The sequence below is a fragment of the Aestuariibius violaceus genome, from assembly GCF_040779325.2.
Taxonomy (GTDB): Bacteria; Pseudomonadota; Alphaproteobacteria; order Rhodobacterales; family Rhodobacteraceae; genus Aestuariibius; species Aestuariibius violaceus.
Genome location: NZ_JBFONT020000002.1, coordinates 431,121 through 450,377, shown reverse-complemented (window position 1 = coordinate 450,377; position 19,257 = coordinate 431,121). Strand labels below are relative to the sequence as shown.

At 64.0% G+C, this 19,257-nt stretch carries 17 protein-coding genes and 2 pseudogenes; 11 read left to right on the top strand and 8 right to left on the bottom strand.

Going from position 1 to position 19,257, the window contains the following annotated elements:
- Positions 1-1,119 (top strand): M48 family metallopeptidase, encoded by a 1,119-nt coding sequence (locus tag AADZ90_RS09435; protein ID WP_367309738.1) that lies wholly within the window; start codon positions 1-3, stop codon positions 1,117-1,119.
- 38 nt (positions 1,120-1,157) lie between these two features.
- Entirely contained in the window at positions 1,158-2,366 is a 1,209-nt protein-coding gene (gene gltS, locus AADZ90_RS09430) for a sodium/glutamate symporter (RefSeq protein WP_367309737.1), read from the top strand.
- A 3-nt stretch (positions 2,367-2,369) separates the two neighbouring features.
- On the opposite strand, the gene AADZ90_RS09425 is transcribed toward gltS, so the two are convergent.
- A complete protein-coding gene (locus AADZ90_RS09425) occupies positions 2,370-5,429 on the bottom strand; it encodes an efflux RND transporter permease subunit (protein WP_367309736.1) in 3,060 nt (1,019 codons plus the stop codon).
- A gap of 3 nt (positions 5,430-5,432) precedes the next feature.
- Entirely contained in the window at positions 5,433-6,683 is a 1,251-nt protein-coding gene (locus tag AADZ90_RS09420) for an efflux RND transporter periplasmic adaptor subunit (RefSeq protein WP_367309735.1), read from the bottom strand.
- 206 nt (positions 6,684-6,889) lie between these two features.
- Between AADZ90_RS09420 and AADZ90_RS09415 the strand changes: the two genes are divergently transcribed.
- Entirely contained in the window at positions 6,890-7,204 is a 315-nt protein-coding gene (locus AADZ90_RS09415; protein WP_367309734.1) for an ion channel, read from the top strand.
- 33 nt (positions 7,205-7,237) lie between these two features.
- Here the strand turns inward: AADZ90_RS09415 and AADZ90_RS09410 are convergent, their stop codons facing one another.
- Positions 7,238-7,915, bottom strand: coding sequence for a DUF1638 domain-containing protein (locus AADZ90_RS09410; RefSeq protein ID WP_411996988.1), 678 nt, complete (start codon positions 7,913-7,915; stop codon positions 7,238-7,240).
- Positions 7,916-8,014: 99 nt separating this feature from the next.
- On the opposite strand from AADZ90_RS09410, the gene AADZ90_RS09405 reads away from it, so the two are divergent.
- Positions 8,015-8,509 (top strand): hypothetical protein, encoded by a 495-nt coding sequence (locus AADZ90_RS09405; protein ID WP_367309733.1) that lies wholly within the window; start codon positions 8,015-8,017, stop codon positions 8,507-8,509.
- Here the strand turns inward: AADZ90_RS09405 and AADZ90_RS09400 are convergent.
- Complete coding sequence (locus AADZ90_RS09400) at positions 8,506-8,715, bottom strand: hypothetical protein (RefSeq protein WP_367309732.1); 210 nt, start codon at positions 8,713-8,715, stop codon at positions 8,506-8,508. The two genes, AADZ90_RS09405 and AADZ90_RS09400, sit on opposite strands and share 4 nt — an antisense overlap.
- A 103-nt stretch (positions 8,716-8,818) precedes the next feature.
- A complete protein-coding gene (locus tag AADZ90_RS09395) occupies positions 8,819-9,523 on the bottom strand; it encodes a corrinoid protein (RefSeq protein WP_367309731.1) in 705 nt (234 codons plus the stop codon).
- A 133-nt stretch (positions 9,524-9,656) separates the two neighbouring features.
- On the opposite strand from AADZ90_RS09395, the gene AADZ90_RS09390 reads away from it, so the two are divergent.
- Positions 9,657-10,745: a PA0069 family radical SAM protein gene (locus AADZ90_RS09390; RefSeq protein ID WP_367309730.1), complete on the top strand. Its 1,089-nt coding sequence runs from the start codon at positions 9,657-9,659 to the stop codon at positions 10,743-10,745.
- Positions 10,746-10,838: 93 nt separating this feature from the next.
- Here AADZ90_RS09390 and AADZ90_RS09385 read toward each other — a convergent pair.
- The 3 genes and pseudogenes from AADZ90_RS09385 to AADZ90_RS09375 form a co-directional block, all read right to left on the bottom strand.
- Positions 10,839-11,399: pseudogene (locus tag AADZ90_RS09385) on the bottom strand (endonuclease/exonuclease/phosphatase family protein); the annotation flags it as partial.
- Between the two features lie 219 nt (positions 11,400-11,618).
- A complete protein-coding gene (gene bmt, locus AADZ90_RS09380) occupies positions 11,619-12,626 on the bottom strand; it encodes a betaine--homocysteine S-methyltransferase (RefSeq protein ID WP_367309729.1) in 1,008 nt (335 codons plus the stop codon).
- 84 nt (positions 12,627-12,710) lie between these two features.
- On the bottom strand, positions 12,711-13,025 hold the full coding sequence (locus AADZ90_RS09375; protein WP_367309728.1) for a DUF1476 domain-containing protein: 315 nt from the start codon (positions 13,023-13,025) through the stop codon (positions 12,711-12,713).
- A gap of 126 nt (positions 13,026-13,151) precedes the next feature.
- Between AADZ90_RS09375 and purC the strand changes: the two genes are divergently transcribed.
- The 6 genes and pseudogenes from purC (at position 13,152) to AADZ90_RS09345 (ending at position 19,118) form a co-directional block, all read left to right on the top strand.
- Entirely contained in the window at positions 13,152-13,913 is a 762-nt protein-coding gene (purC, locus tag AADZ90_RS09370; RefSeq protein WP_367309727.1) for a phosphoribosylaminoimidazolesuccinocarboxamide synthase, read from the top strand.
- A gap of 64 nt (positions 13,914-13,977) precedes the next feature.
- Positions 13,978-14,202, top strand: a pseudogene (gene purS, locus AADZ90_RS09365) (phosphoribosylformylglycinamidine synthase subunit PurS); the annotation flags it as partial.
- Positions 14,203-14,288: 86 nt separating this feature from the next.
- On the top strand, positions 14,289-15,326 hold the full coding sequence (locus AADZ90_RS09360) for a zinc-binding dehydrogenase (RefSeq protein WP_367309726.1): 1,038 nt from the start codon (positions 14,289-14,291) through the stop codon (positions 15,324-15,326).
- Entirely contained in the window at positions 15,323-15,991 is a 669-nt protein-coding gene (purQ, locus tag AADZ90_RS09355) for a phosphoribosylformylglycinamidine synthase subunit PurQ (protein ID WP_367309725.1), read from the top strand. The genes AADZ90_RS09360 and purQ overlap by 4 nt, the downstream gene beginning before the upstream one ends.
- A gap of 34 nt (positions 15,992-16,025) precedes the next feature.
- Complete coding sequence (locus AADZ90_RS09350; RefSeq protein WP_367309724.1) at positions 16,026-17,774, top strand: sensor histidine kinase; 1,749 nt, start codon at positions 16,026-16,028, stop codon at positions 17,772-17,774.
- Between the two features lie 6 nt (positions 17,775-17,780).
- Positions 17,781-19,118 (top strand): sigma-54-dependent transcriptional regulator, encoded by a 1,338-nt coding sequence (locus AADZ90_RS09345; RefSeq protein ID WP_367309723.1) that lies wholly within the window; start codon positions 17,781-17,783, stop codon positions 19,116-19,118.
- Positions 19,119-19,257: the final 139 nt, after the last annotated feature.

The following is a 19,257-nucleotide window of genomic DNA, read 5'->3' as shown; positions in this document are numbered from 1 at the left end:
ATGGCTCAGGATCGGCGCGGCATCTGGTACGAGGCAACCTTTTTTGATGGTGTCACGCCCGTCGACCAGGCGGCAACGTTTCGTGTGGAAGACGATACCACGCGGATCGTGATTCATGTCGGCGACGCATCCCTCAACTGGCCGCTCTCAGACCTGCGGGCGCCTGCGCATCGGGCAGACGAGGCGCCGCTCGTCCTGAATTGCGGTTACAAGGATGCGCGGCTTGTCGTGCGCGATCCCGATGGGCAGGCGGTACTGGAAAGGCTAGCACACAGGTTGCGGAAGGCCCCGCCAGTCGCCAGCCGTCTGCGCTATCTCGCCTGGGGGACAGCCGCGATTGCCTCTGTCTTTCTGTCCTACTTCGTCTTGCTGCCGCGGATGTCTGCGGCGCTGACATTGGCCTTGCCGCAGGAGACTGCGGATGAACTGGCGGAAAATGCCCTGTCGATGCTGCGAGAGTATTATGCGTCAGACGACGGAGAACCGGCGCGGATCTGTTCGACGCCCGCCGGAGATGCGGCGCTGGTCAAGCTGATGGACCGTTTGATCGGCGATATCGAACTGCCGCACGGCTTCAACGCAACCGTCATCGACGCCAGTCCGATGAATGCGATGGGCCAGCCCGGCGGGCAAATGACGCTGATGAACGGCATCTTCCGGATTGCTGAGACGCCGGAACAGCTGGCCGGGGCGCTGGCTCACGAACTCGGGCATCTGTATCACGAACATGCCACGACGCGGACGCTGCGCCGGTCGGCCTCGACCGGGATCCTGGAGCTGACGATGGGCGAATTTACCGGCGGCGAGGTTGTCGCGGGCCTGTCGCAAAGACTGATCTTTGCGGAATACTCCCGAGAGAATGAACGTATCGCAGATGAGTTCGCGCGCGAGGTTCTGGTCCGTGAGGGGATCCCGCTGAGCGCCATGAGCGAGCTTTTTGCAGTTCTGATGATGTTTGAGACAGAGCGCACCGGGGTGGCGAAGTATCTGGAAACCCATCCAGGGTTCGGAGAGCGCATTGCAGCAACCAATATGGCGACGGGCATGAAACCGGCGGCAGCTGCCGAACCGCTTCTGACCGAGGATGAGTGGTCGGCCTTGCGGTCGATCTGCGAATAGGGGATCTCAGGACTGGCCGCTACTAAACGGGACGTCCTATGACTGAAATCGTTGTACCGGCCTTCATCGCAGTCACGCTGGGCTTCATCGTCTTCTTCTTAGGGGCGTTTCTGACGCGCAGCGTTGCGTTCCTGAGGGATTACAACATTCCCGAGCCGGTGTCGGGCGGCATCGCGGTGGCCCTGCTCACGTGGCTGTTCTTCACGATAACAGGACAGCAGATCGTCTTTGAAATGGACGTGCGTGACTACCTGCTGGTGCTGTTCTTTTCAACGATCGGGCTGAATGCCCGGATCGTGGATCTGCTCCGGGGCGGGCGGCTTCTGATCATGCTATTGTGTCTGACCATAGGTTTCCTGTTGCTGCAAAACCTTGTCGGCTTGCTGGGCGTCACGCTTTTCGGCCTGCCAACGGCCGTTTCGGTGCTGCTTGGATCGGCTTCCCTGATCGGCGGCCACGGAACGGCGATCGCGTGGGGCCCTCAGATCGAAGAGATGACCGGATTTGCCGCCGCCGACGAGGTGGGCATCGCGACGGCGACACTCGGCCTGGTCGCCGCCGCCCTGATCGGCGGGCCGATCGCGAAATGGCTGATCGACCGGAACGGTCTGGAAGGGCCGCATGATGTTGCACCGGTTGTCGGCCTTGAGTTTGAGGAGGAGGGCGAACCAGACGAGGTGGTCAACCACATCAGCCTGATGCGGGCCACGCTTGCTGCGCATGTGGCCATCCTTCTGGGATACGTGGCTCACCAGATCATCGAAGAGATGGGGCTGCGCCTGCCCCTCTTTGTCCCGTGCCTTCTGATGGGGATCGTGATGTCGAACACGATCCCTTACGTATTCAGACGGATGACGTGGCCCTCGGGCAGCCGGGCCTTGGCCGTGATCTCGGATTACAGCCTGTCGGTGTTCCTGGCGATGTCGCTGATGAGCATGCAGCTCTGGACCCTGGCAGAGCTGGGCGGGCCGCTGCTGATTGTTCTCGGAATGCAAGTTCTGATGACGACGTTCTTCATCCTCTTCGTCGTGTTCAGGGTCGTCGGCCGAACCTATCTTGCGGCTGTCCTGAGTTCGGGTTTCGCGGGCTTCGCCCTTGGCGCAACGCCGACCGCGATTGCAAACATGTCTTCTGTGACCAAGCGCTACGGCGCCGCGCCGTTGGCCTTCATCATACTTCCGCTTGTCTCGGCCTTCTTCGTTGACCTCGCGAATGCCTTCACGATCCGCTTCTTCGTGGGCCTTTGAGCGTCAGGCAGCCTGTTCCTGCGCTGGGCTGTCCTCCCGGGGAATGCCGAAGAAAATGGTGTAGAGCGTGGGCACGATGATCAGCGTCAGGATCGTTGCGAAGCTGAGGCCGCAGATGATCACGACGGCGAGCGACTGGAAGAAAGGATCCCAAAGCAGGGGCACGACCCCCAGCACGGTCGTCAGCACGCCGAGAGAGACCGGCCGGACCCGGCTGACGGCAGCGTCGACGACCGCCTGCATCCGCTCCTTCCCGGCCTCGATCTGGCTGTCGGCTTCGTCGATCAGGACGATGGCATTCTTGATCAGCATCCCCGTCAGCGACAAGATCCCGAGGATCGCCATGAATTCGAGCGGCGTTTGTGAAGCAACCAGCCCGTAGATCACCCCGATCAGCGCCAGCGGCACAGTCAGCCAGATGATCAGCGGCTGCTTCCACGCGTTGAAGAGGAGGATGACCACCAGGATCATCGCCCCGAAGCCAAGCGGCATGGTCGCGGCAAGGCCGGCATTGGCCTCTTGCGAGTTGCCGTATTCGCCCTTCCATTCCATCGCGTAACCGGGCGGCAGCGGGATCGCCTCGATCGGTCCGCGGACTTCTGCAAAGAGGTCTCCCGACAGGACGCCGGGTGCGTTGTCCGCCTGGGCGGTGATGGCCAGCTGGCGGTCGATGCGCCGGAGGTTGCCGGGCTCAAAGACCAGTTCGAACCGGTCGACCACCTGCGCGATAGGGATGTAGCCGCCGACTGTCTGGCTGTAGACCTGCACGTCGCTCAACCGGGCGACCTCATCGCGATCGGCTTCGAAGGGGCGCATGATGACATCCCGCAGCTCGTCCCGCTCGCGGTAGACGCCCAGGCGCGCGCCGCTCAGGTGGTTGTAGAGCGCATTCGAGATCTCGCTCTGCGTCAGACCTAGGCGGCGGGCGTTTTCGGTATTGATGACGGGGCGGATGACCTGCACCTGCTCGCGCCAGTCGTCCTTGATCGCAATGGCGCCTGCGTCGCCCATGATGCCTTTGGCCTGCTCTGCAAGCTGCCTCAATACGACGGGATCGGGACCGAAGAAGCGAGCCTCGATCTTCGAGCCGCCGCCGGGGCCAAGCACGAACTGCCAGACCTTGGCGTTGGCATCCGGATAGGTGTCGTCGATATGGGCCTGAAGATCGCCGCGTATCTCGTCGATCAGGCGGTAATCCTCGACATCGACAAGGATCTGGCCGTAGGCGGGGTTCTGATCTTCACTTTCGTAGATGAGCATGAAGCGCAGATGGCCGCCGCCGACAAGGAGGTTGGTGCCGGTCACGCCGTCGATGCCGCGAACATGCGCGTCGATCTCAAGCAGGTCGGCCTCGGTCGCGGCGATATCGGTGCCCTGGGGCAGGAAGTAGTCGATCACGAACTGGTCGCGGGTCGAGGACGGGAAAAAGCCCGGCGGGACGGCACTGAAAATCGCGATGGATGAGGCGAAAAGCAGCGCGATGGCGCCGACCGTGATGTAGCGAACGTTGATCGCCCGGCGCAGAAGAGTGCGGTAGCCGCGCAGGATCGCGTTCTCCCCTTTGTCTTCGGCGGTGCCGGACTTCAGGAGGAGCGTGCAGTAGTAAGGCGTCAGCCAGATCGCAACGAGCCACGAAAAAAGCAGGGCGATGGCGATCGTCCAGAACAAGCTGCCCGCATATTCGCCGGTATTGTCTGGGGAGAACCCGATCGGCGAAAAGGCAAGAATGCCGACGATCGTGCCGCCCAGAAGCGGCCACCGGGTTTGCGCGACGACAGCGCGTGAGGCGGACGCCGCCGTTTCTCCCTTCTGAACACGGACGAGCGTACCTTCGACAACCACAATGGCATTATCGACAAGCATTCCAAGCGCGATGATGAGCGCGCCAAGCGAAATGCGCTGCATGTCGAGCCCGTAAAGATACATCCCGAAAAGCGTGCCCGCGACCGTCACAAGCAGGATGCCCCCCATCAGGATGCCAGAGCGAAGGCCCATGAAGACCAGCAGCGTGCCCACAACGATGACGAGCGCGACGACGACGTTGACCACAAAATCGTTGACCGACACCCGCACCGTCGCGGACTGGTCCGAGATCGGGACGACATCGATGCCGACGGGGCGTTCCGGGATCAGCGCATCCATCCGCGCCTTCACCGCATCACCCATATTCACGACATTGCCGCCGATCGTGTTCGAGATGCCGATCCCGATGGCGGGCTGACCGTCCCGGAAAAGCAGCGTGGTTGCCGGTTCCGCCAGCCCGCGCGAGATCTCGGCAATATCGGACAGACGGAAAGAGGCGCCCGTCTGCGGATTGGTGATTAGAAGGTTGCCGATCGCCTCGGTCGAGCTGACGGCGGTTTCCGGGCGCAATTCCAGGCGGGTCTCACCCGCCACGATCGACCCTGCAGGCGCGACGAGGTTCTGGCCCTCGAGGATCTGCTCGATCTGCTGGGGTGCCAGTCCAAGCTCGATCAGCCGGGCAGGGGAGTACTCCACATAGATGACCTCATCCTGCACACCGTTCAGCACGACCTTGGAGACGCCATCGACCGTCACAAGCTCCCGCTGCAGATCCTTCGCGTATTCGTAAAGCTCCGGCAGGCTGTAGCCTTCGCCCGTGACGGCAAAGTAGAGCGCGTAGACATCGCCGAAATCGTCGAAGACCTGGCTTGCCAAGGCATTCGGCGGCAACTCGGATTGCGCATCCCCGATCTTGGCGCGCATTTGCTGGAAACGCTGGTACAGCTCGAAGTAATCGGGGGTCGACTGGATCGTGAACTCGACCGTGACGTTGCTGAGGCCGGGGGACGAGACTGATCGCACCTCGTCGACGCCCTGAAGCTGCTGCAGGGCGTTTTCGATGACCTCTGTCACCTCCTCGGCGACCTCTTCAGCGCCAGCGCCGGGATAGGGCGTGATGATCTGGGCCTGACGGATAATGAATTCCGGGTCCTCGAACCGCGGCAGGTTCATATAGGCAAAATAGCCGGCAATCAGGATCAGGAGCGTCGAGACGGCAGAGATCACCCGCTTCTCGATCGCGAACTTGGCGAGGTCCATGGATCAGCCTCCGATGCGGGTAACGGGCCGGATGACCATCCCTTCACGGATCTGACTGACCCCTGCGGCAATCACCGTATCCCCTTCGGCGATATCGCCAGAGATGGCGACGCTGCCGCCTGCGACCTCTCCCAAGGATACAGACCGTTTCGAAACACTGCTGCTGTCATCGACCGCCCAGACGAAGGACGACCCGTCGGGATCGGCGCCAATCGCGCTCAACGGGACTGTCAGCATCGGATCACCGCCCGGCGCAGATGAAATGACACGGGCCACCATGCCGGGAAGGATGAAGGCATCTTCCGGAAGAGTGACGGCAACCCGGCCGCGATAGGTCTGCGTTGCCGTATCCGCCTGGACCGAGAATTCCACGACTTCCGCATCAAAGCGCTGCCCCGGCAGCGCATCGAATTCGACCTGATTGCTGATCTGATCCGGTCCGTTGCGGGTCAGAGCCGTGACATCCGGCCCCGGCACGTCGAAGGCAAGATTAACCACGGCAAGCGCTTGCAGCAGGGCGATACTTTGCCCCGCCTGGATGTTCGTGAAGTTTTCCGCATCGCGCCGCGCGATGATGCCAGAAAACGGCGCACGCAAGGTCGCATCGTCCAGATTGTTGCGGGCGACCTGAAGCTGCGCCTCAAGCCCCCGTATCGCCGCTTCCGCCGCCTCGATTTCTTCTGGCCGGCCGCCCGATTGGCCGATCCGCAGCTGTTCCCGCTGGCTCTGAAGGTTGGCCTCCGCGACGCGCAGGTTGGCTTCGTCCTGTTCCAGCCGCGCATCTGCGACGACGCCGCGCTCGGCCAGTTCGCGGGTCCGCTCCGCCTGATCCCTGGCCTGATCGACCTGCGCCTGTGCAGAGGCGACCGCCGCTTCGAGGGCAGAGATCTCTTCAGCCCGCGCACCACTGCGAAGGGCGCGGAGTTCCGCATTGGCTTGATCAAGCTGGCTTTCAAGCTGCAGGATCTGGGTTTCGAAATCCCGCGGGTCGAGCCGGGCAATCACGTCGCCCTCGGCCACCTGCATGGCGCCGCGAATGGGCAGTTCCTCGATCCGCCCGCTGACGCGAAAGGACAGCTCGACCTCGCGCGAGGGCAGGACGATGGCCGGATAGGTCCGCTGAAGAACACTGTCGCCCGATGTGACCGTCGCCACCTTGGCCGGTCGCGGCGCAGGGGCATCACCTTGGGCAACAGCGACGTGTCCGACAAGAATCGTGGCAGCAAGAACTGCCGGAGCGAGAAACGTCTTCATGATCACCATCCAGAGCCTTAGCTTCGCCGCCAGCCTATTCGATGATATCCGCGGTGAATAGTGAGAGCTTTGCCATGTCTTTGATGACGCAGATTCTTTACGGAACAGGAGTGCTGGCGGTCTGCGCCCTTATCCACGTCGGCGCGGTGATAGTGAGCCTACCGGCCTTCCCGCGCTTTGCATCCGCACTAGCACCGCGAGGCATGATGATCAAAGCTGGAGGTATCCTGCTCTTCGGCATCATCGTGATTGTCATTGCCCACACGATCCAGATCTGGATCTGGGCCGGGTCGTTTCTGCTTGTCGATGCATTTGGCGACTTTCCGACGAGCTTTTACTTTTCGACCGTCACCTACACGACCCTTGGCTACGGTGACGTTGTTCTTCAGCCCGAGGTTAGGGTGTTTGCGACCTTTGCGGCCATCGCGGGGCTTCTGACCTTTGGCATAAGCACCGCGTTCCTCATAAGCCTTCTGGTCCGGACGCTACCAACGCTGTCTGACGAGGCCCAAAAGCATTAAGCGCATCCGTTAAGGGGCTCGGCAAGATGAAAGCTATCTTGCACGTTCTGCGAGGCTCGTCCCAAGATCTCCGTAGCCTGTGAAGCGGCGTTCGAAAGGAAGGCCGAGGCGGCGCGCATGCTCCTGCGCCTGTGCGGTCAGCGCGGTGTCGTCCGTCTGGGCCTGGTAGACGAGCTTCTCGTAGTTGCCAAAATAGGCATCGCGAAGGTCTGGATGCCGGTCAAGACCGAGGGGCCGCCAGACGAACGCGTCGAACTGCCGGACGAGGAAATCGGTAAGATAAAAGGCCGTCATCTCCTCCCGCGCGGCAAAGGCGGCGTTACCTTCGAAAAAACTGTAACAATGGGGGCCTTCGATCATCGAAATGCCCAGCCTGCCGCAAAGCGCCTGCAAGCGCCCCCCGGTGCCGCAATCTCCATAAGCGACGAAGACTTCGGCATAGTCGGTCGAACGGCTCAGGACGGCGGCCTCCACAGCCGCCGGGATGCGGTCGGGATGATTGTGAAGGATGGCAGGAAGGCATTGAAGATCCATGTGGTTCCAATGGTTTACCCGGCGAAGTTCGATGATCTCCCGTGCCAGCGCACCACAGGCCACGATCAGGATGCGGCCCTGTCCTGATGGTGCCAGCCCGCGTTCGGTCAACACGTCATCACCCGGCAAGGCCGCGTCGTCAGTCGGTCTGCTCAGGTCTGAAACATCCGTCACCATGCCGTCAATCCCAGCTTCCGCACGTTGCTCAAACGCGACGTTCTGCCCCATGTCATGAGCGTATCCGCACAAACGACCGCATGCAAAGGACCGCTAGCCATGAATACGCACAACCCCGGCGCCTTTCCGCGCCTCAACACAGCCACCTTCGTTACCCTGATATTGATCGGATCGGTCGGCACCGTCGCTTTTGATCTTTGGGGGCAGGCGATCTCTCCCCTGATCGGCTGGGGCAACCTCTCGCCCGACGGCCTTGCCCGTTCGCTGCTCCAAACGCTCGGGATGGAAACGACGACCCGTGCTCATGGGCAGCTCGTCCATCTCTTCTTCGTCGGGCTGCTCGCCTATCCGATCGGCTATCTGTTCATCTTCCGCCCGCTTTGGGAGCGTGTGACAGGCATGACGGGATGGCTCATCCCGTCCGCCATCTACGGCGTCGGCCTCTGGATCTTCGCTATCGGGCTGATCGCCAAGCTTGCCGGACAGCCCTGGTTCCTCGGCTTTACGCGCATCGCCTGGGTGGCCCTGATCGGGCACGTGATTTACGGGATCGCCGCCGGGTGGGCAGCTTCCTGGATCGAAAAGCGCCGTTAACTCTGGCGGGAGTGATCTATCGCTCGGCTGCGGCGCGCCAGGACGGGAAAATCTCCGATCCGCGCCGCGGCAACGAAAAGAAGCAGGCAACTGACGCCGGCCGTGACCATCTCTCCCACGCCCCAAAAGGCCGCGATCGACAGGACGCCCGCCGTGTATACAGTTCCAAGCATCAGCAAAAACGTCTGCACCAGCATCTCTGCCATACCCCCGATTGTCCGATTTCATCCTAGACAACAGGGAAGATAGGCGTCCATCCAGAAATTGCAAAACTTTTGCCTCAATTGCGACATATTCTGCGAAGGCAGGTTACCCTGCCGCCAGCTGGTTGTGCTTCCTGGCCATGAAGTCCTTCGCCGTTTCGACGGCGATCGCGGCATCCCGGCAATAGGCATCGGCGCCGATCGCCTTTCCGAACTCTTCGTTTAGGGGCGCGCCGCCGACGAGCACCGTGTAATCGTCCCGGATCCCTTTCTCGACCATCGCGTCGATGACGACCTTCATGTAGGGCATCGTCGTTGTCAGCAGCGCCGACATGCCAAGAATATCCGCCTCCTCGGCCTCAAGCGCCTCAAGATACTCCTCGGCCGCGGTATTGATCCCCAGGTCCACCACCTCGAAACCGGCACCCTCCATCATCATCGAAACGAGGTTCTTGCCGATGTCGTGGATGTCGCCCTTCACGGTGCCGATCACCATCTTGCCCATCCGCGGCGCCCCGGTCTCGGCAAGCAGGGGCTTCAGGATCGCCATCCCGCCCTTCATCGCATTCGCCGCCAGCAGCACTTCGGGCACGAACAGGATCCCGTCGCGGAAATCGTCGCCCACGATCTTCATGCCGCCGACCAGCGCCTCCGTCAGCACGCGATACGGCTCCCACCCGCGGTCGAGCAGGATCCGAACGGCCTCCTCGATCTCTTCCTTCAGACCATCATAAAGGTCGTCGAACATCTGCTGGACAAGTTCCTCGTCGTCCAGCTCGCTCAGGATGATTTCGTCGTCTTCGTCCGACATCGCTCAAACCCTTTTATCCCTTGCAGAAAGTGATGCGCCGATGCGCGGCACACAACGCGACCAATTACGACACGCGCCGCAGCATCCCCGACCGATCTTTACAAATGTTCTTTTTTTGTTCCATTCTGTCCACATGTCAGACGCTGCCCCCGACAAGATCCCCGCCGCGCGCCGCAAAGGCCGCGGGGCGCTCACCAACGCCACCAACCGGTTTGAAGCCGTGACCCGCGAGGCGGCCCATGACGGCTGGGACCTCCCCGAAGATCTGCCTCAGATCCGCACCGAAGTGCGGGAGGAGCGGCCGCGCACGGTCATCACCCGCAACGCCTCGCCCGATATCTCCTTCGACCGGTCGATCAATCCCTACCGGGGGTGTGAACATGGCTGCATCTACTGTTTCGCCCGGCCGACCCACGCCTATCTGGGCCTCTCGCCCGGCCTCGATTTCGAAACCCGCCTGATCGCCCGCCCCGACGCCCCCGACGTGCTCGAGCGGGAATTGCGCAAGCCCTCCTACCGCCCTGCGACCATCGCCATCGGCACCAATACCGATGCCTACCAGCCGATCGAACGCGACCGGGGCATCATGCGCGCGATCCTCGAGGTGCTCGAGGCCTATAACCACCCCGTCGGCATCGCGACCAAGGGCACGCTCATCGAACGCGACGCAGACATCCTGGGCCGGATGGGCCGCAAGGGCCTCGTCCGCGTCGGCATGACCGTCACGACACTCGATCCCAAGACCGCCCGCCTGATGGAACCCCGCGTGCCATCCCCGGCCCGGCGCCTGCAGGCGATCCGGACCCTGACCGAGGCGGGCTGTCCCGTCCGCGTCATGGTCTCGCCGGTCATCCCCGCGCTGACAGATCACGAGGTCGAGGCGATCCTCGAAGCCGCCGCCGGGGCAGGGGCCATCGCCGCCTCGACGATCCTGCTGCGCCTGCCGCGAGAGGTCTCGGGCCTCTTCACCGACTGGCTGGCCGAACACTTCCCCGACCGGGCCGACCGCATCCTGAACCGGATCCGAGAGCTTCACGGCGGCAAGCTCTACGATCCCGAATGGGGCAAGCGTTTCACAGGGCAGGGGCATTGGGCGCGCCTCATGCACCACCGCTTCGCCATCGCCGTCCGCCGCAACGGCCTGGCCGAACGCCTGCCGCCGCTCCGCAACGATCTCTTTGCCGTGCCACCCCGGGCCGGAGATCAGCTCAGCCTGTTCTGAGGCGGGGCCGCGCAGCACCGCCCGCACCGCCGCATGGTCCGACCCGGCCAATTCGGCTCGTTCGGCGACGGCGCTCCAGCCATTTGGGACAAGCACGTGATCTATGGGCACCGGAACGACGTCTTTCACGTGGAAGGTCATCCGTAGGCCAGGCGCCACCTCCGTACCGGTCGCGGTCTCAACATCCCGGACCGTCGCGGACCAGGGCGTCTGGTTGAAATCCCCAGCCACGATCACCGGCTGTGACAACTCGGCCAACTGGGGCAAAAGACGCGCGACCTGCGCCTCCTGACGAAACGGCCAGGGCCAATGCAGATGCAGGGACACGACCGTCACCGCGCCCTGCGGCCCGTCGAGGCGCAACCAGCTGCCGCCTTCATCCAGACAGCCGGACGCCAGAACCGGACGCCGGCTCACAACGGCTGTCCGCCCGACCGTGGCGAAGGCGCAGACCTGCACCGCCCAACCCTCGGGCAGCGCATCCAGTGCCTCGATCGACGGGCCCGCCACCTCCTGAAAGGTCGCGACATCGACATCCCGGATCCGCTCCGCGATCCGCGGATCGGTGTTCCGAAAGCTCAGATTGTGCTGCAGCAGTTGCAGGCCCGGCGCGCCATCGGCTCCGCCCGGATCAAGCACAGGCACGAGCGGCATCGCGCCAGAGGTCAACACGGCGCTGGCGATCACCGCCATCCGCCAGCGTCCGGCGAAAAGCGCCAGCAGAAGGACCGCCCCGGCGAAAACGACTGCGAAAAGCAGACCGACGCCCAGCGAATCCAGCATCGGGCTCAACCCGCTGCCGATCGCACCGAAAACCGCGACCGCGGCGCCAAAGAGCCCGATCCAGCCGAGAGCCCGCATATTGTCCTCGCTTCAGGCCCGGGCCCGCCGCCGTCCGCGCCGCTCCGGAGCCTTTGTCTCGCCTGTGCCGTCGCTCTCTGACGAGAACCCGCCCAACCGCGTCGCGATCTCGTCCAGCGACGGGGGCGGGCCTTTCGGACGGCCCTCCAACGCTGCCCGCATCTTTCGCAGATGATCGGGAGTTGTTCCGCAGCAGCCGCCGATAATCCGTGCACCCGCGTCGCGCGCCAGGATCGCGTAATCCGCCATCAGCTCCGGCGTGCCGTCATAGTGAATGTGTCCATCCACATATTTCGGGATCCCCGCATTGCCCTTGGCGATCACCGGCAGTGTCACATCGCCGAACCCCAGCACCGTCCGCAGCAGATCCGACGCGCCGACGCCGCAATTCGCCCCGAAGGCGATCGGCGGGTTGGGCAGGCGCGCCATCAGCCGGGCCACCTGTGGCGCGGTCAGGCCCATCATCGTGCGCCCCGCCGTGTCGAAGCTCATCGTTCCGGCCCAGGGCATCTCGGCCAGGGCAAAGGCCTCTGCCGCCGCTTTCATCTCTTCGCCCGCGCTGATCGTCTCGACCCACAGCACGTCCGCACCGCCCGCCTTCAGCCCCTCTGCCTGCTCGTGGAAGATCTCCACCGCGTCCTCGTGGCTCAGCGCGCCCATCGGGGCCATGATCTCTCCGGTCGGGCCGACCGACCCGGCAACGACCACAGGCCGCCCCGCCGCATCCGCGATCTCGCGCCCGATCTCGGCGGCCAGCCGGTTCAACTCGCCCACACGGCCCTGCGCATCGTGCAGTTTCAACCGCGCCGCATTCGCACCGAAGGAATTGGTCAGGAACAGATCGCTCCCGGCCTCTACCGCGCCGCGATAAAGCTCGCGGATCCGGTCCGGATGGTCCGCGTTCCAAAGCTCCGGCGCATCGCCCGCCGATAGCCCCATATTGAACAGCGTCGTGCCCGTGGCACCATCAGCCAGTAGCCAGTCGCGTTCGCCCAGAAGTCGTGTCAGAAGATCAGCCATCGGGCGCCCGTGCCACAGCCGCGCGATCAAATCCAGCTCATAATTCTCATCTGGATGATGAGGGCGGCTCAGGCCGCCCCGCGCTCAGTCCTCGGCCAGGATCTGCGCCTTCGCCTCGGCCATCAGATCCTTCATCTGCTGGCGGATCTCGGCCTCGCTCGCCTTGTCGCCCAGATCGCCGGCCACCTTGCGATAGACATCCTCGTCCCCGGCCTCTTCAAAATCGGCCTTCACGACCTCGCGCGCATAAGCCTGCGCGTCGTCGCCGTCCTTGCCCAGAAGGTCCGCCGCCCACAGACCCAGCAACTTGTTGCGCCGCGCTTCGGCCTTGAACTGCATCTCGGCGTCATGGGCGTATTTGTTCTCGAAGGCCTTCTCGCGGTCCTTGAAGTTCGACATCTGGATGGGCTCCCCGGGCTTTGTGACGTTGCGCAAGATATGCCCGGCCATCCGCTTGCCCGCAAGGGGACAAGCGCGTATCAGAGCGCGATCCGCGGGCAACCCCCGCCCTGAACTGGAGCCTCCATGGCGCGTCGCAAGAAAATCTACGAAGGCAAGGCCAAGATCCTCTACGAAGGGCCAGAGCCGGGAACGATCGTCCAGTACTTCAAGGACGACGCCACCGCCTTCAACGCCGAAAAGCGCGACGTGATCGAAGGCAAGGGGGTCCTGAACAACCGGCTGTCCGAATTCTTCATGACCGGTCTCGGCACCGTGGGCGTGCCGACGCACTTCCTCAAGCGCCTCAACATGCGCGAACAACTCGTCCGCCAGGTCGAGATCATTCCGCTTGAAATCATCGTCCGCAATCTCGCCGCCGGAACGATGGCCAAACGGCTGGGCCTCGAAGAAGGCGAGGCGCTGCCGAGGCCCATCGTCGAATACTGCCTCAAGGACGACAAGCTGGGCGATCCGCTGGTGTCCGAAGAGCATATCTTCGCCTTCGGCTGGGCCTCCCAGCAGGATCTCGACGATATGGTCGCCCTGGCGCTGCGCGTGAACGATTTCATGTCGGGCCTCATGTACGGCGTCGGCATCAAGCTGGTGGACTTCAAGATCGAGGTCGGGCGCCTCTGGGACGGCGATTTCCAGCGCCTGATCGTGGCCGACGAAATCTCTCCCGACAGCTGCCGCCTTTGGGATATCGAGACGGGCCAGAAGCTCGACAAGGACGTCTTCCGCCGTGATCTGGGCAACCTGGCCGACGCCTATACAGAGGTCGCCCGGCGTCTCGGCGTCCTGCCGGCCAACGCCACGCCCATCATCAAGCCGACACTGATTAACTGAGGCCTGGGATTTTGAGTATTTTTGGCCAGATGAAGAGGATCTGTCGCCGAGTTGGAGGGGCAGGATGAAAGCGCGCGTCCATATCATGCTCAAAAACGGCGTCCTCGACCCGCAGGGAGAGGCGATCGCGCATGCGCTCGGCTCTCTCGGGTTCACGGGCGTCCACGGCGCGCGCCAAGGCAAGGTGATCGAACTCGACCTCGATCCCGGCACCAGCAGGGATCAGGTGGACGAGATGTGCCGCAAGCTGCTCGCCAACACGGTGATCGAAAGCTACCGGATCGAGATGCCGGTTCCCGTGCCGACCTCCGGTGCAGAGGAACCGGGCGGGCCCGACGCGCCGGACGGCCCCGGTGCCGCGGGTGGCGACGCCTGATGCGGGCAGCCATCCTGCGCGCCTATGACGAACCACTGTCCCTCGAGGACGTCCCCGATCCTGACTGCCCGCCCGATGGCGTCGTGCTCAAGGTGCTGGCCTGCGGCGTCTGCCGGTCCGACTGGCACGGCTGGCGCGGCGAACATCCCAAGGTGAAGCCCGGCCAGATCGGCGGCCACGAATATTGCGGCGAAGTGGTCGAGGCGGGGCCGGAGGCGACCTTCGCCAAGGATGACATCCTCGTCGCGCCCTTCATCCTCGCCTGCGGCACCTGCCCCTCCTGCCGGGCAGGGGAGCAGACAACTTGCCCGAACCAGCGCCTGCCGGGGTTCACCGAACCGGGCGCTTTCGCCGAACTGATCGCCGTCCCGCGCGACCATAACCTCTCACGCCTGCCGGACAGCCTCGCCCCCGCGATGGCCGCGGGCCTCGGCTGCCGCGTCACGACCGCCTGGCACGCGCTGACCGGCCGGGCCGCGCTTCAGGCGGGCGAATGGCTCGCCATCCACGGCACCGGCGGCATCGGCCTCGCCGCGCTGATCCTCGGCCGCGCCCTTGGCGCCCGCGTGATCTGCGTCGATATCGTCCCCGAAAAGCTCACCCTCGCTGAACAGCTGGGCGCCGAGGCCATATTCGACGCCCGCAAGGGCGACGCCGCGGCCCAGATCCGTGAGGTGACCAAAGGCGGCGCCCATGTCAGCGTCGAGGCGCTCGGCATTCCCCAGACGGTCAATGCCTCGCTCGAATGTCTTCGCCCCCTCGGGCGGCACATTCAGGTCGGCATGCCCGTCGGCCACACCGCCCGGATGGAGGTCAACATGGCCGCCGTCTATGCGGGCAATCTCGCCCTCTATGGCACCCGAGGGATGCCGTCTTGGCGCTATCCCAGCCTCCTCGGCCTGATCGAGGCGGGCCGCGTCGACATCACACCGCTCATCTCCCGCGAGGTCGCGCTCAGCGACGTCAGCGCCGAGCTTGCCCTTTTCAACGGTCCTGCCCCGCCGGGCACCGCCGTCGTCACGGAGTTCACCGCATGAAAGCCGCAATCCTCGTCTTCCCCGGATCCAATTGCGACCGCGACGTCGCCGTCGCCCTGCGCAAGGCGGGTGCCGAGGTCACCATGGTCTGGCACAAGGACGACACGCTGCCCGATGGCACCGACCTTGTTGCCGTGCCGGGCGGTTTCTCCTTCGGCGATTACCTCCGCTGCGGCGCCATCGCCGCCAACGCGCCGATCTGCAAGGCGCTCAAGGCCCATGCAAACAGGGGCGGTTACGTCCTCGGCATCTGCAACGGCTTCCAGATCCTCACCGAAACGGGCCTTCTGCCTGGGGTGCTGATGCGCAATTCCGGCATCAGCTTCCTTTGCCGCACCGAAACGCTGAAAGTCGCCACGACCGACAGCCCCTTCACCACCCGCTACAAGCCCGGCCAACAGATCGAAATTCCCATCGCCCACCACGACGGCAACTATCAGGCCGACGCGGAAACCCTGACCCGCCTTGGGGCAGAAGACCGCATCGCCTTCACCTACACCGACAATCCCAACGGTTCCGCCCACGACATCGCCGGGATCCTCTCGGAAAACCGCCGCGTCCTTGGTCTGATGCCGCATCCAGAACGCGCCGCCGACCCGGCGCTCGGCCTCAACGACGGTGCGCTCCTTTTTGCCGCTCTGACCGATCAACTCGCCCACGCTTGAGCGGCACACCCACGCCCACTACACTCACTCCACTATGGCCAAGACGCCCGCCAAACCCCGCGACCGAGGTATCTGGTCGCTTCGGATCGCTTTCGGCGTCCTCATCGTGCTGCTTGTCGCGACGGTCTGGATCACCAATATCCTGCTCACCCAACGCTTCACCGAAACCACCCAACAGCGCGCCGAAGTCCGCCTGACGCAGAATGCCGGGCGGCTCATGGCCGAATTGCGCGCCGCGGCGAACGTGCCGGTACTGCTGGCGCAGAACCCCACGATCGCGGGCGCGCTCAACTCCGGCGACCACACGCAAAGCTCCCAACGCCTTGCCGAACTGGTGGAAGAGGCCGATGCCTCCTCGGCACGGTTGCTCGATGCCGAAGGGCGCACGGTCGCGGCGCTCGACCGGTCGCGCCTGGGTGAAAACAACCGCCTGGCGGCGCATTTCGTCGAAGCGATGCGGTCCCAGATGACCGTCTTCACGCTCGAGGAACGCGATACGCCAGGCTACACGTTCAGCTATTCGCGCCGTGTCGAATTCGCGGGCGAGGTCGTCGGCGTCGTCGTCGTCGAGGTTGATCTTGCCCGGCTCGAACGGGTCTGGGCCGGCACGTCTGACGCCGTGCTCGTCATGGACAGCACCGGCCGGATCATCCTCGCGACCGAAGGGCGCTGGCGCGGCTTCACCATGGAAGACGCGCTCGACCGGGAATCGCCGCTATCGGCCATCGAACAGGCAATCAGCGCGACCCAGGACTGGCGATCGGTCCCGGCCGAGGCGTATCTGCGGGGCAGGGCGGTCATGTATTCCGAAACCCGCGTGCCGTTCCGCGGCTGGCGCATGGCCTCTTTCACGACCTATGCGGGGGTGCGCGAACGGGTGAATGCCGTCCTCGCGCTTGAGATTACGGGATTTGCGATTCTCCTCGCGCTGCTTTTCGGGGTGTCGAACCGCAAGACCGCCTCGCGCCTTGTCCTTTTTCAACGGGAATCGGCCAAACTCCGCCAGCTCAACCGGCGGCTACAGCAGGAAATCGCCGAACGTCAGAAGGTCGAAAAGGACCTTCAGACCGCCGAACAGACGGTCGCTCAAACCTCGAAACTCGCGGCCCTGGGCGAGATGTCGGCGGCGGTCAGCCACGAGCTCAACCAGCCGCTTGCTGCGATGAAGACCTATCTTGCCGGCGCCCGTCTCCTCCTCCAGCGCAAGCGACCGGAGGAGGCGCTGTCGTCGTTCCAGCGCATCGATGACCTGATCGAACGGATGGGGGCCATCACCCGCCAGCTGAAATCCTACGCCCGCAAGGGCGGCGAGGCGTTCGAGCCCATAGATATGCGCGATGCGGTCTCCTCGGCGCTCGCGATGATGGAACCGCAACTGCGCGCCCGCGAGGTCAAGATCACCACCACGCTGCCCGAGGAACCGGTGATGATCTACGGCGACCGGCTGCGCCTCGAACAGGTGCTGATCAACCTCCTGAGAAACGCGCTCGACGCGACAAAGGGGCGGGAGGACGCCGAGATTGGCCTCCTGCTTGCCCAGGGGGAAACCGCCATCCTCAGCGTCCGCGACAACGGCGCCGGGATCGACGATCTCGATAGCCTCTTCGAACCCTTCTACACGACCAAGCAGCCCGGCGACGGCGTCGGGCTAGGTCTTGCCATCTCCTCGGGCATAGTATCGGACTTGGGCGGTCAGCTCACCGCCCGCAACGGACCGGACGGGGGAGCGGTGTTCGAAGTCCGGCTTCCCATCGTCGAAGCCGGAGCACAGGCAGCGGAGTAGTCAAAGATGGCCCAGGCCATGAAAATCGCGATCGTCGACGACGAACAGGACATGCGGCAATCGATCAGCCAATGGCTGGCCCTGTCCGGGTTCGACACCGAAACCTTCCCCTCGGCCGAGGATGCCTTGAAGGGCCTGACGCCCGATTATCCCGGCGTCGTCGTCTCCGACATCAAGATGCCGGGGATGGACGGGATGGCCTTCCTCAAGCGGGTGATGAGCGTCGATAGCGCGCTCCCCGTCATCATGATCACCGGCCACGGCGACGTGCCCATGGCAGTCGAAGCCATGCGCGTCGGCGCCTATGACTTCCTCGAAAAGCCCTTCAATCCCGACCGGATGACCCAGCTCGCCAAGAAGGCAACGCAGGCCCGGCGGCTGACCCTCGACAACCGCGCCCTCCGCAAGGAGCTCTCCGACGGCAGCGCCATCATGAAAAAGCTGATCGGCGCCTCGCCGGTCATGGAACGCCTGCGCGAGGACATTCTCGATCTCGGCCAGGCCGACGGCCACGTCCTGATCGATGGCGAAACCGGCACCGGGAAAACCCTCGTCGCCCACGCCCTGCATGCGGTCGGCGCCCGTGCGTCGAAGAAGTTCGTCCTGCTCGCCTGCGGCGCCTACGAGGAAGAGACGCTCGCGAGAAAGCTCTTCGGCCCCGCAGGCCCCGACGACGCCCTGCCGCTGATCGAAGAGGCGCGCGGCGGCACGCTCGTGCTCGAGGATGTGGAGGCGCTCAGCCCCGCCCTTCAGGCCCGTCTCCTGCAATCGATCAACGATCAGGGCACGCCCGCCGAAACCCGCATCGTGGCCATCTGCAATCTGCAGGACGAAGGCAAGACCTGCGAGGACGCGCTGCGGCCGGACCTCTACTACCGGCTTGCGGCCCTCAAGATCACCGTCCCGCCGCTTCGCCAGCGGGGCGAGGATATCCTGTCGCTCTTCACCCGCCTGTCCGAGCAATTCGCCGACGAATATGGCTGCGACGCGCCCGAGGTCTCGGCGCAGGAAGCCGCCCAGCTCCTCCAGGCGCCCTGGCCCGGCAATGTTCGCCAGCTCATCAACGTCGCCGAACGCGCGGTCCTTCAGAACCGCCGCGGCACGGGCACCATCGCCTCGCTCCTGATGGCCGACAACGAAGAGACCCAGCCGGTGATGACGACCGAGGGCAAGCCCCTCAAGGAATATGTCGAAGCGTTCGAACGGATGCTGATCGACAACACGATGCGCCGTCACCGCGGCTCCATCGTCAACGTCATGGAAGAGCTCCAGCTACCCCGCCGGACTCTGAACGAGAAGATGGCCAAATACGGCCTCCAGCGCTCCGACTACCTCGCCGGGTAGGGTGGGCGGTCTGCGCACCGTCGACGCAGCGTAGGGCGGGCTTCGGCCCGCCGCCTTACCGATAAGCCGCCGCTTATCGATGGCGCCCAAAGGTTAACGAACCCCCACCGTTCGCACCGTTAACCTGCCGATTTGCCAT

What these genes read in the sequence shown, in the direction of transcription:
- AADZ90_RS09435 (WP_367309738.1), top strand. Translation starts at nt 1, where the DNA reads ATGGCTCAGGATCGGCGCGGCATCTGGTACGAGGCAACCTTTTTTGAT.
- gltS (WP_367309737.1), top strand. Translation starts at nt 1,158, where the DNA reads ATGACTGAAATCGTTGTACCGGCCTTCATCGCAGTCACGCTGGGCTTC.
- AADZ90_RS09425 (WP_367309736.1), bottom strand. Translation starts at nt 5,429, where the DNA reads ATGGACCTCGCCAAGTTCGCGATCGAGAAGCGGGTGATCTCTGCCGTC.
- AADZ90_RS09420 (WP_367309735.1), bottom strand. Translation starts at nt 6,683, where the DNA reads ATGAAGACGTTTCTCGCTCCGGCAGTTCTTGCTGCCACGATTCTTGTC.
- AADZ90_RS09415 (WP_367309734.1), top strand. Translation starts at nt 6,890, where the DNA reads ATGATCAAAGCTGGAGGTATCCTGCTCTTCGGCATCATCGTGATTGTC.
- AADZ90_RS09410 (WP_411996988.1), bottom strand. Translation starts at nt 7,915, where the DNA reads ATGGTGACGGATGTTTCAGACCTGAGCAGACCGACTGACGACGCGGCC.
- AADZ90_RS09405 (WP_367309733.1), top strand. Translation starts at nt 8,015, where the DNA reads ATGAATACGCACAACCCCGGCGCCTTTCCGCGCCTCAACACAGCCACC.
- AADZ90_RS09400 (WP_367309732.1), bottom strand. Translation starts at nt 8,715, where the DNA reads ATGGCAGAGATGCTGGTGCAGACGTTTTTGCTGATGCTTGGAACTGTA.
- AADZ90_RS09395 (WP_367309731.1), bottom strand. Translation starts at nt 9,523, where the DNA reads ATGTCGGACGAAGACGACGAAATCATCCTGAGCGAGCTGGACGACGAG.
- AADZ90_RS09390 (WP_367309730.1), top strand. Translation starts at nt 9,657, where the DNA reads ATGTCAGACGCTGCCCCCGACAAGATCCCCGCCGCGCGCCGCAAAGGC.
- bmt (WP_367309729.1), bottom strand. Translation starts at nt 12,626, where the DNA reads ATGGCTGATCTTCTGACACGACTTCTGGGCGAACGCGACTGGCTACTG.
- AADZ90_RS09375 (WP_367309728.1), bottom strand. Translation starts at nt 13,025, where the DNA reads ATGTCGAACTTCAAGGACCGCGAGAAGGCCTTCGAGAACAAATACGCC.
- purC (WP_367309727.1), top strand. Translation starts at nt 13,152, where the DNA reads ATGGCGCGTCGCAAGAAAATCTACGAAGGCAAGGCCAAGATCCTCTAC.
- AADZ90_RS09360 (WP_367309726.1), top strand. Translation starts at nt 14,289, where the DNA reads ATGCGGGCAGCCATCCTGCGCGCCTATGACGAACCACTGTCCCTCGAG.
- purQ (WP_367309725.1), top strand. Translation starts at nt 15,323, where the DNA reads ATGAAAGCCGCAATCCTCGTCTTCCCCGGATCCAATTGCGACCGCGAC.
- AADZ90_RS09350 (WP_367309724.1), top strand. Translation starts at nt 16,026, where the DNA reads ATGGCCAAGACGCCCGCCAAACCCCGCGACCGAGGTATCTGGTCGCTT.
- AADZ90_RS09345 (WP_367309723.1), top strand. Translation starts at nt 17,781, where the DNA reads ATGGCCCAGGCCATGAAAATCGCGATCGTCGACGACGAACAGGACATG.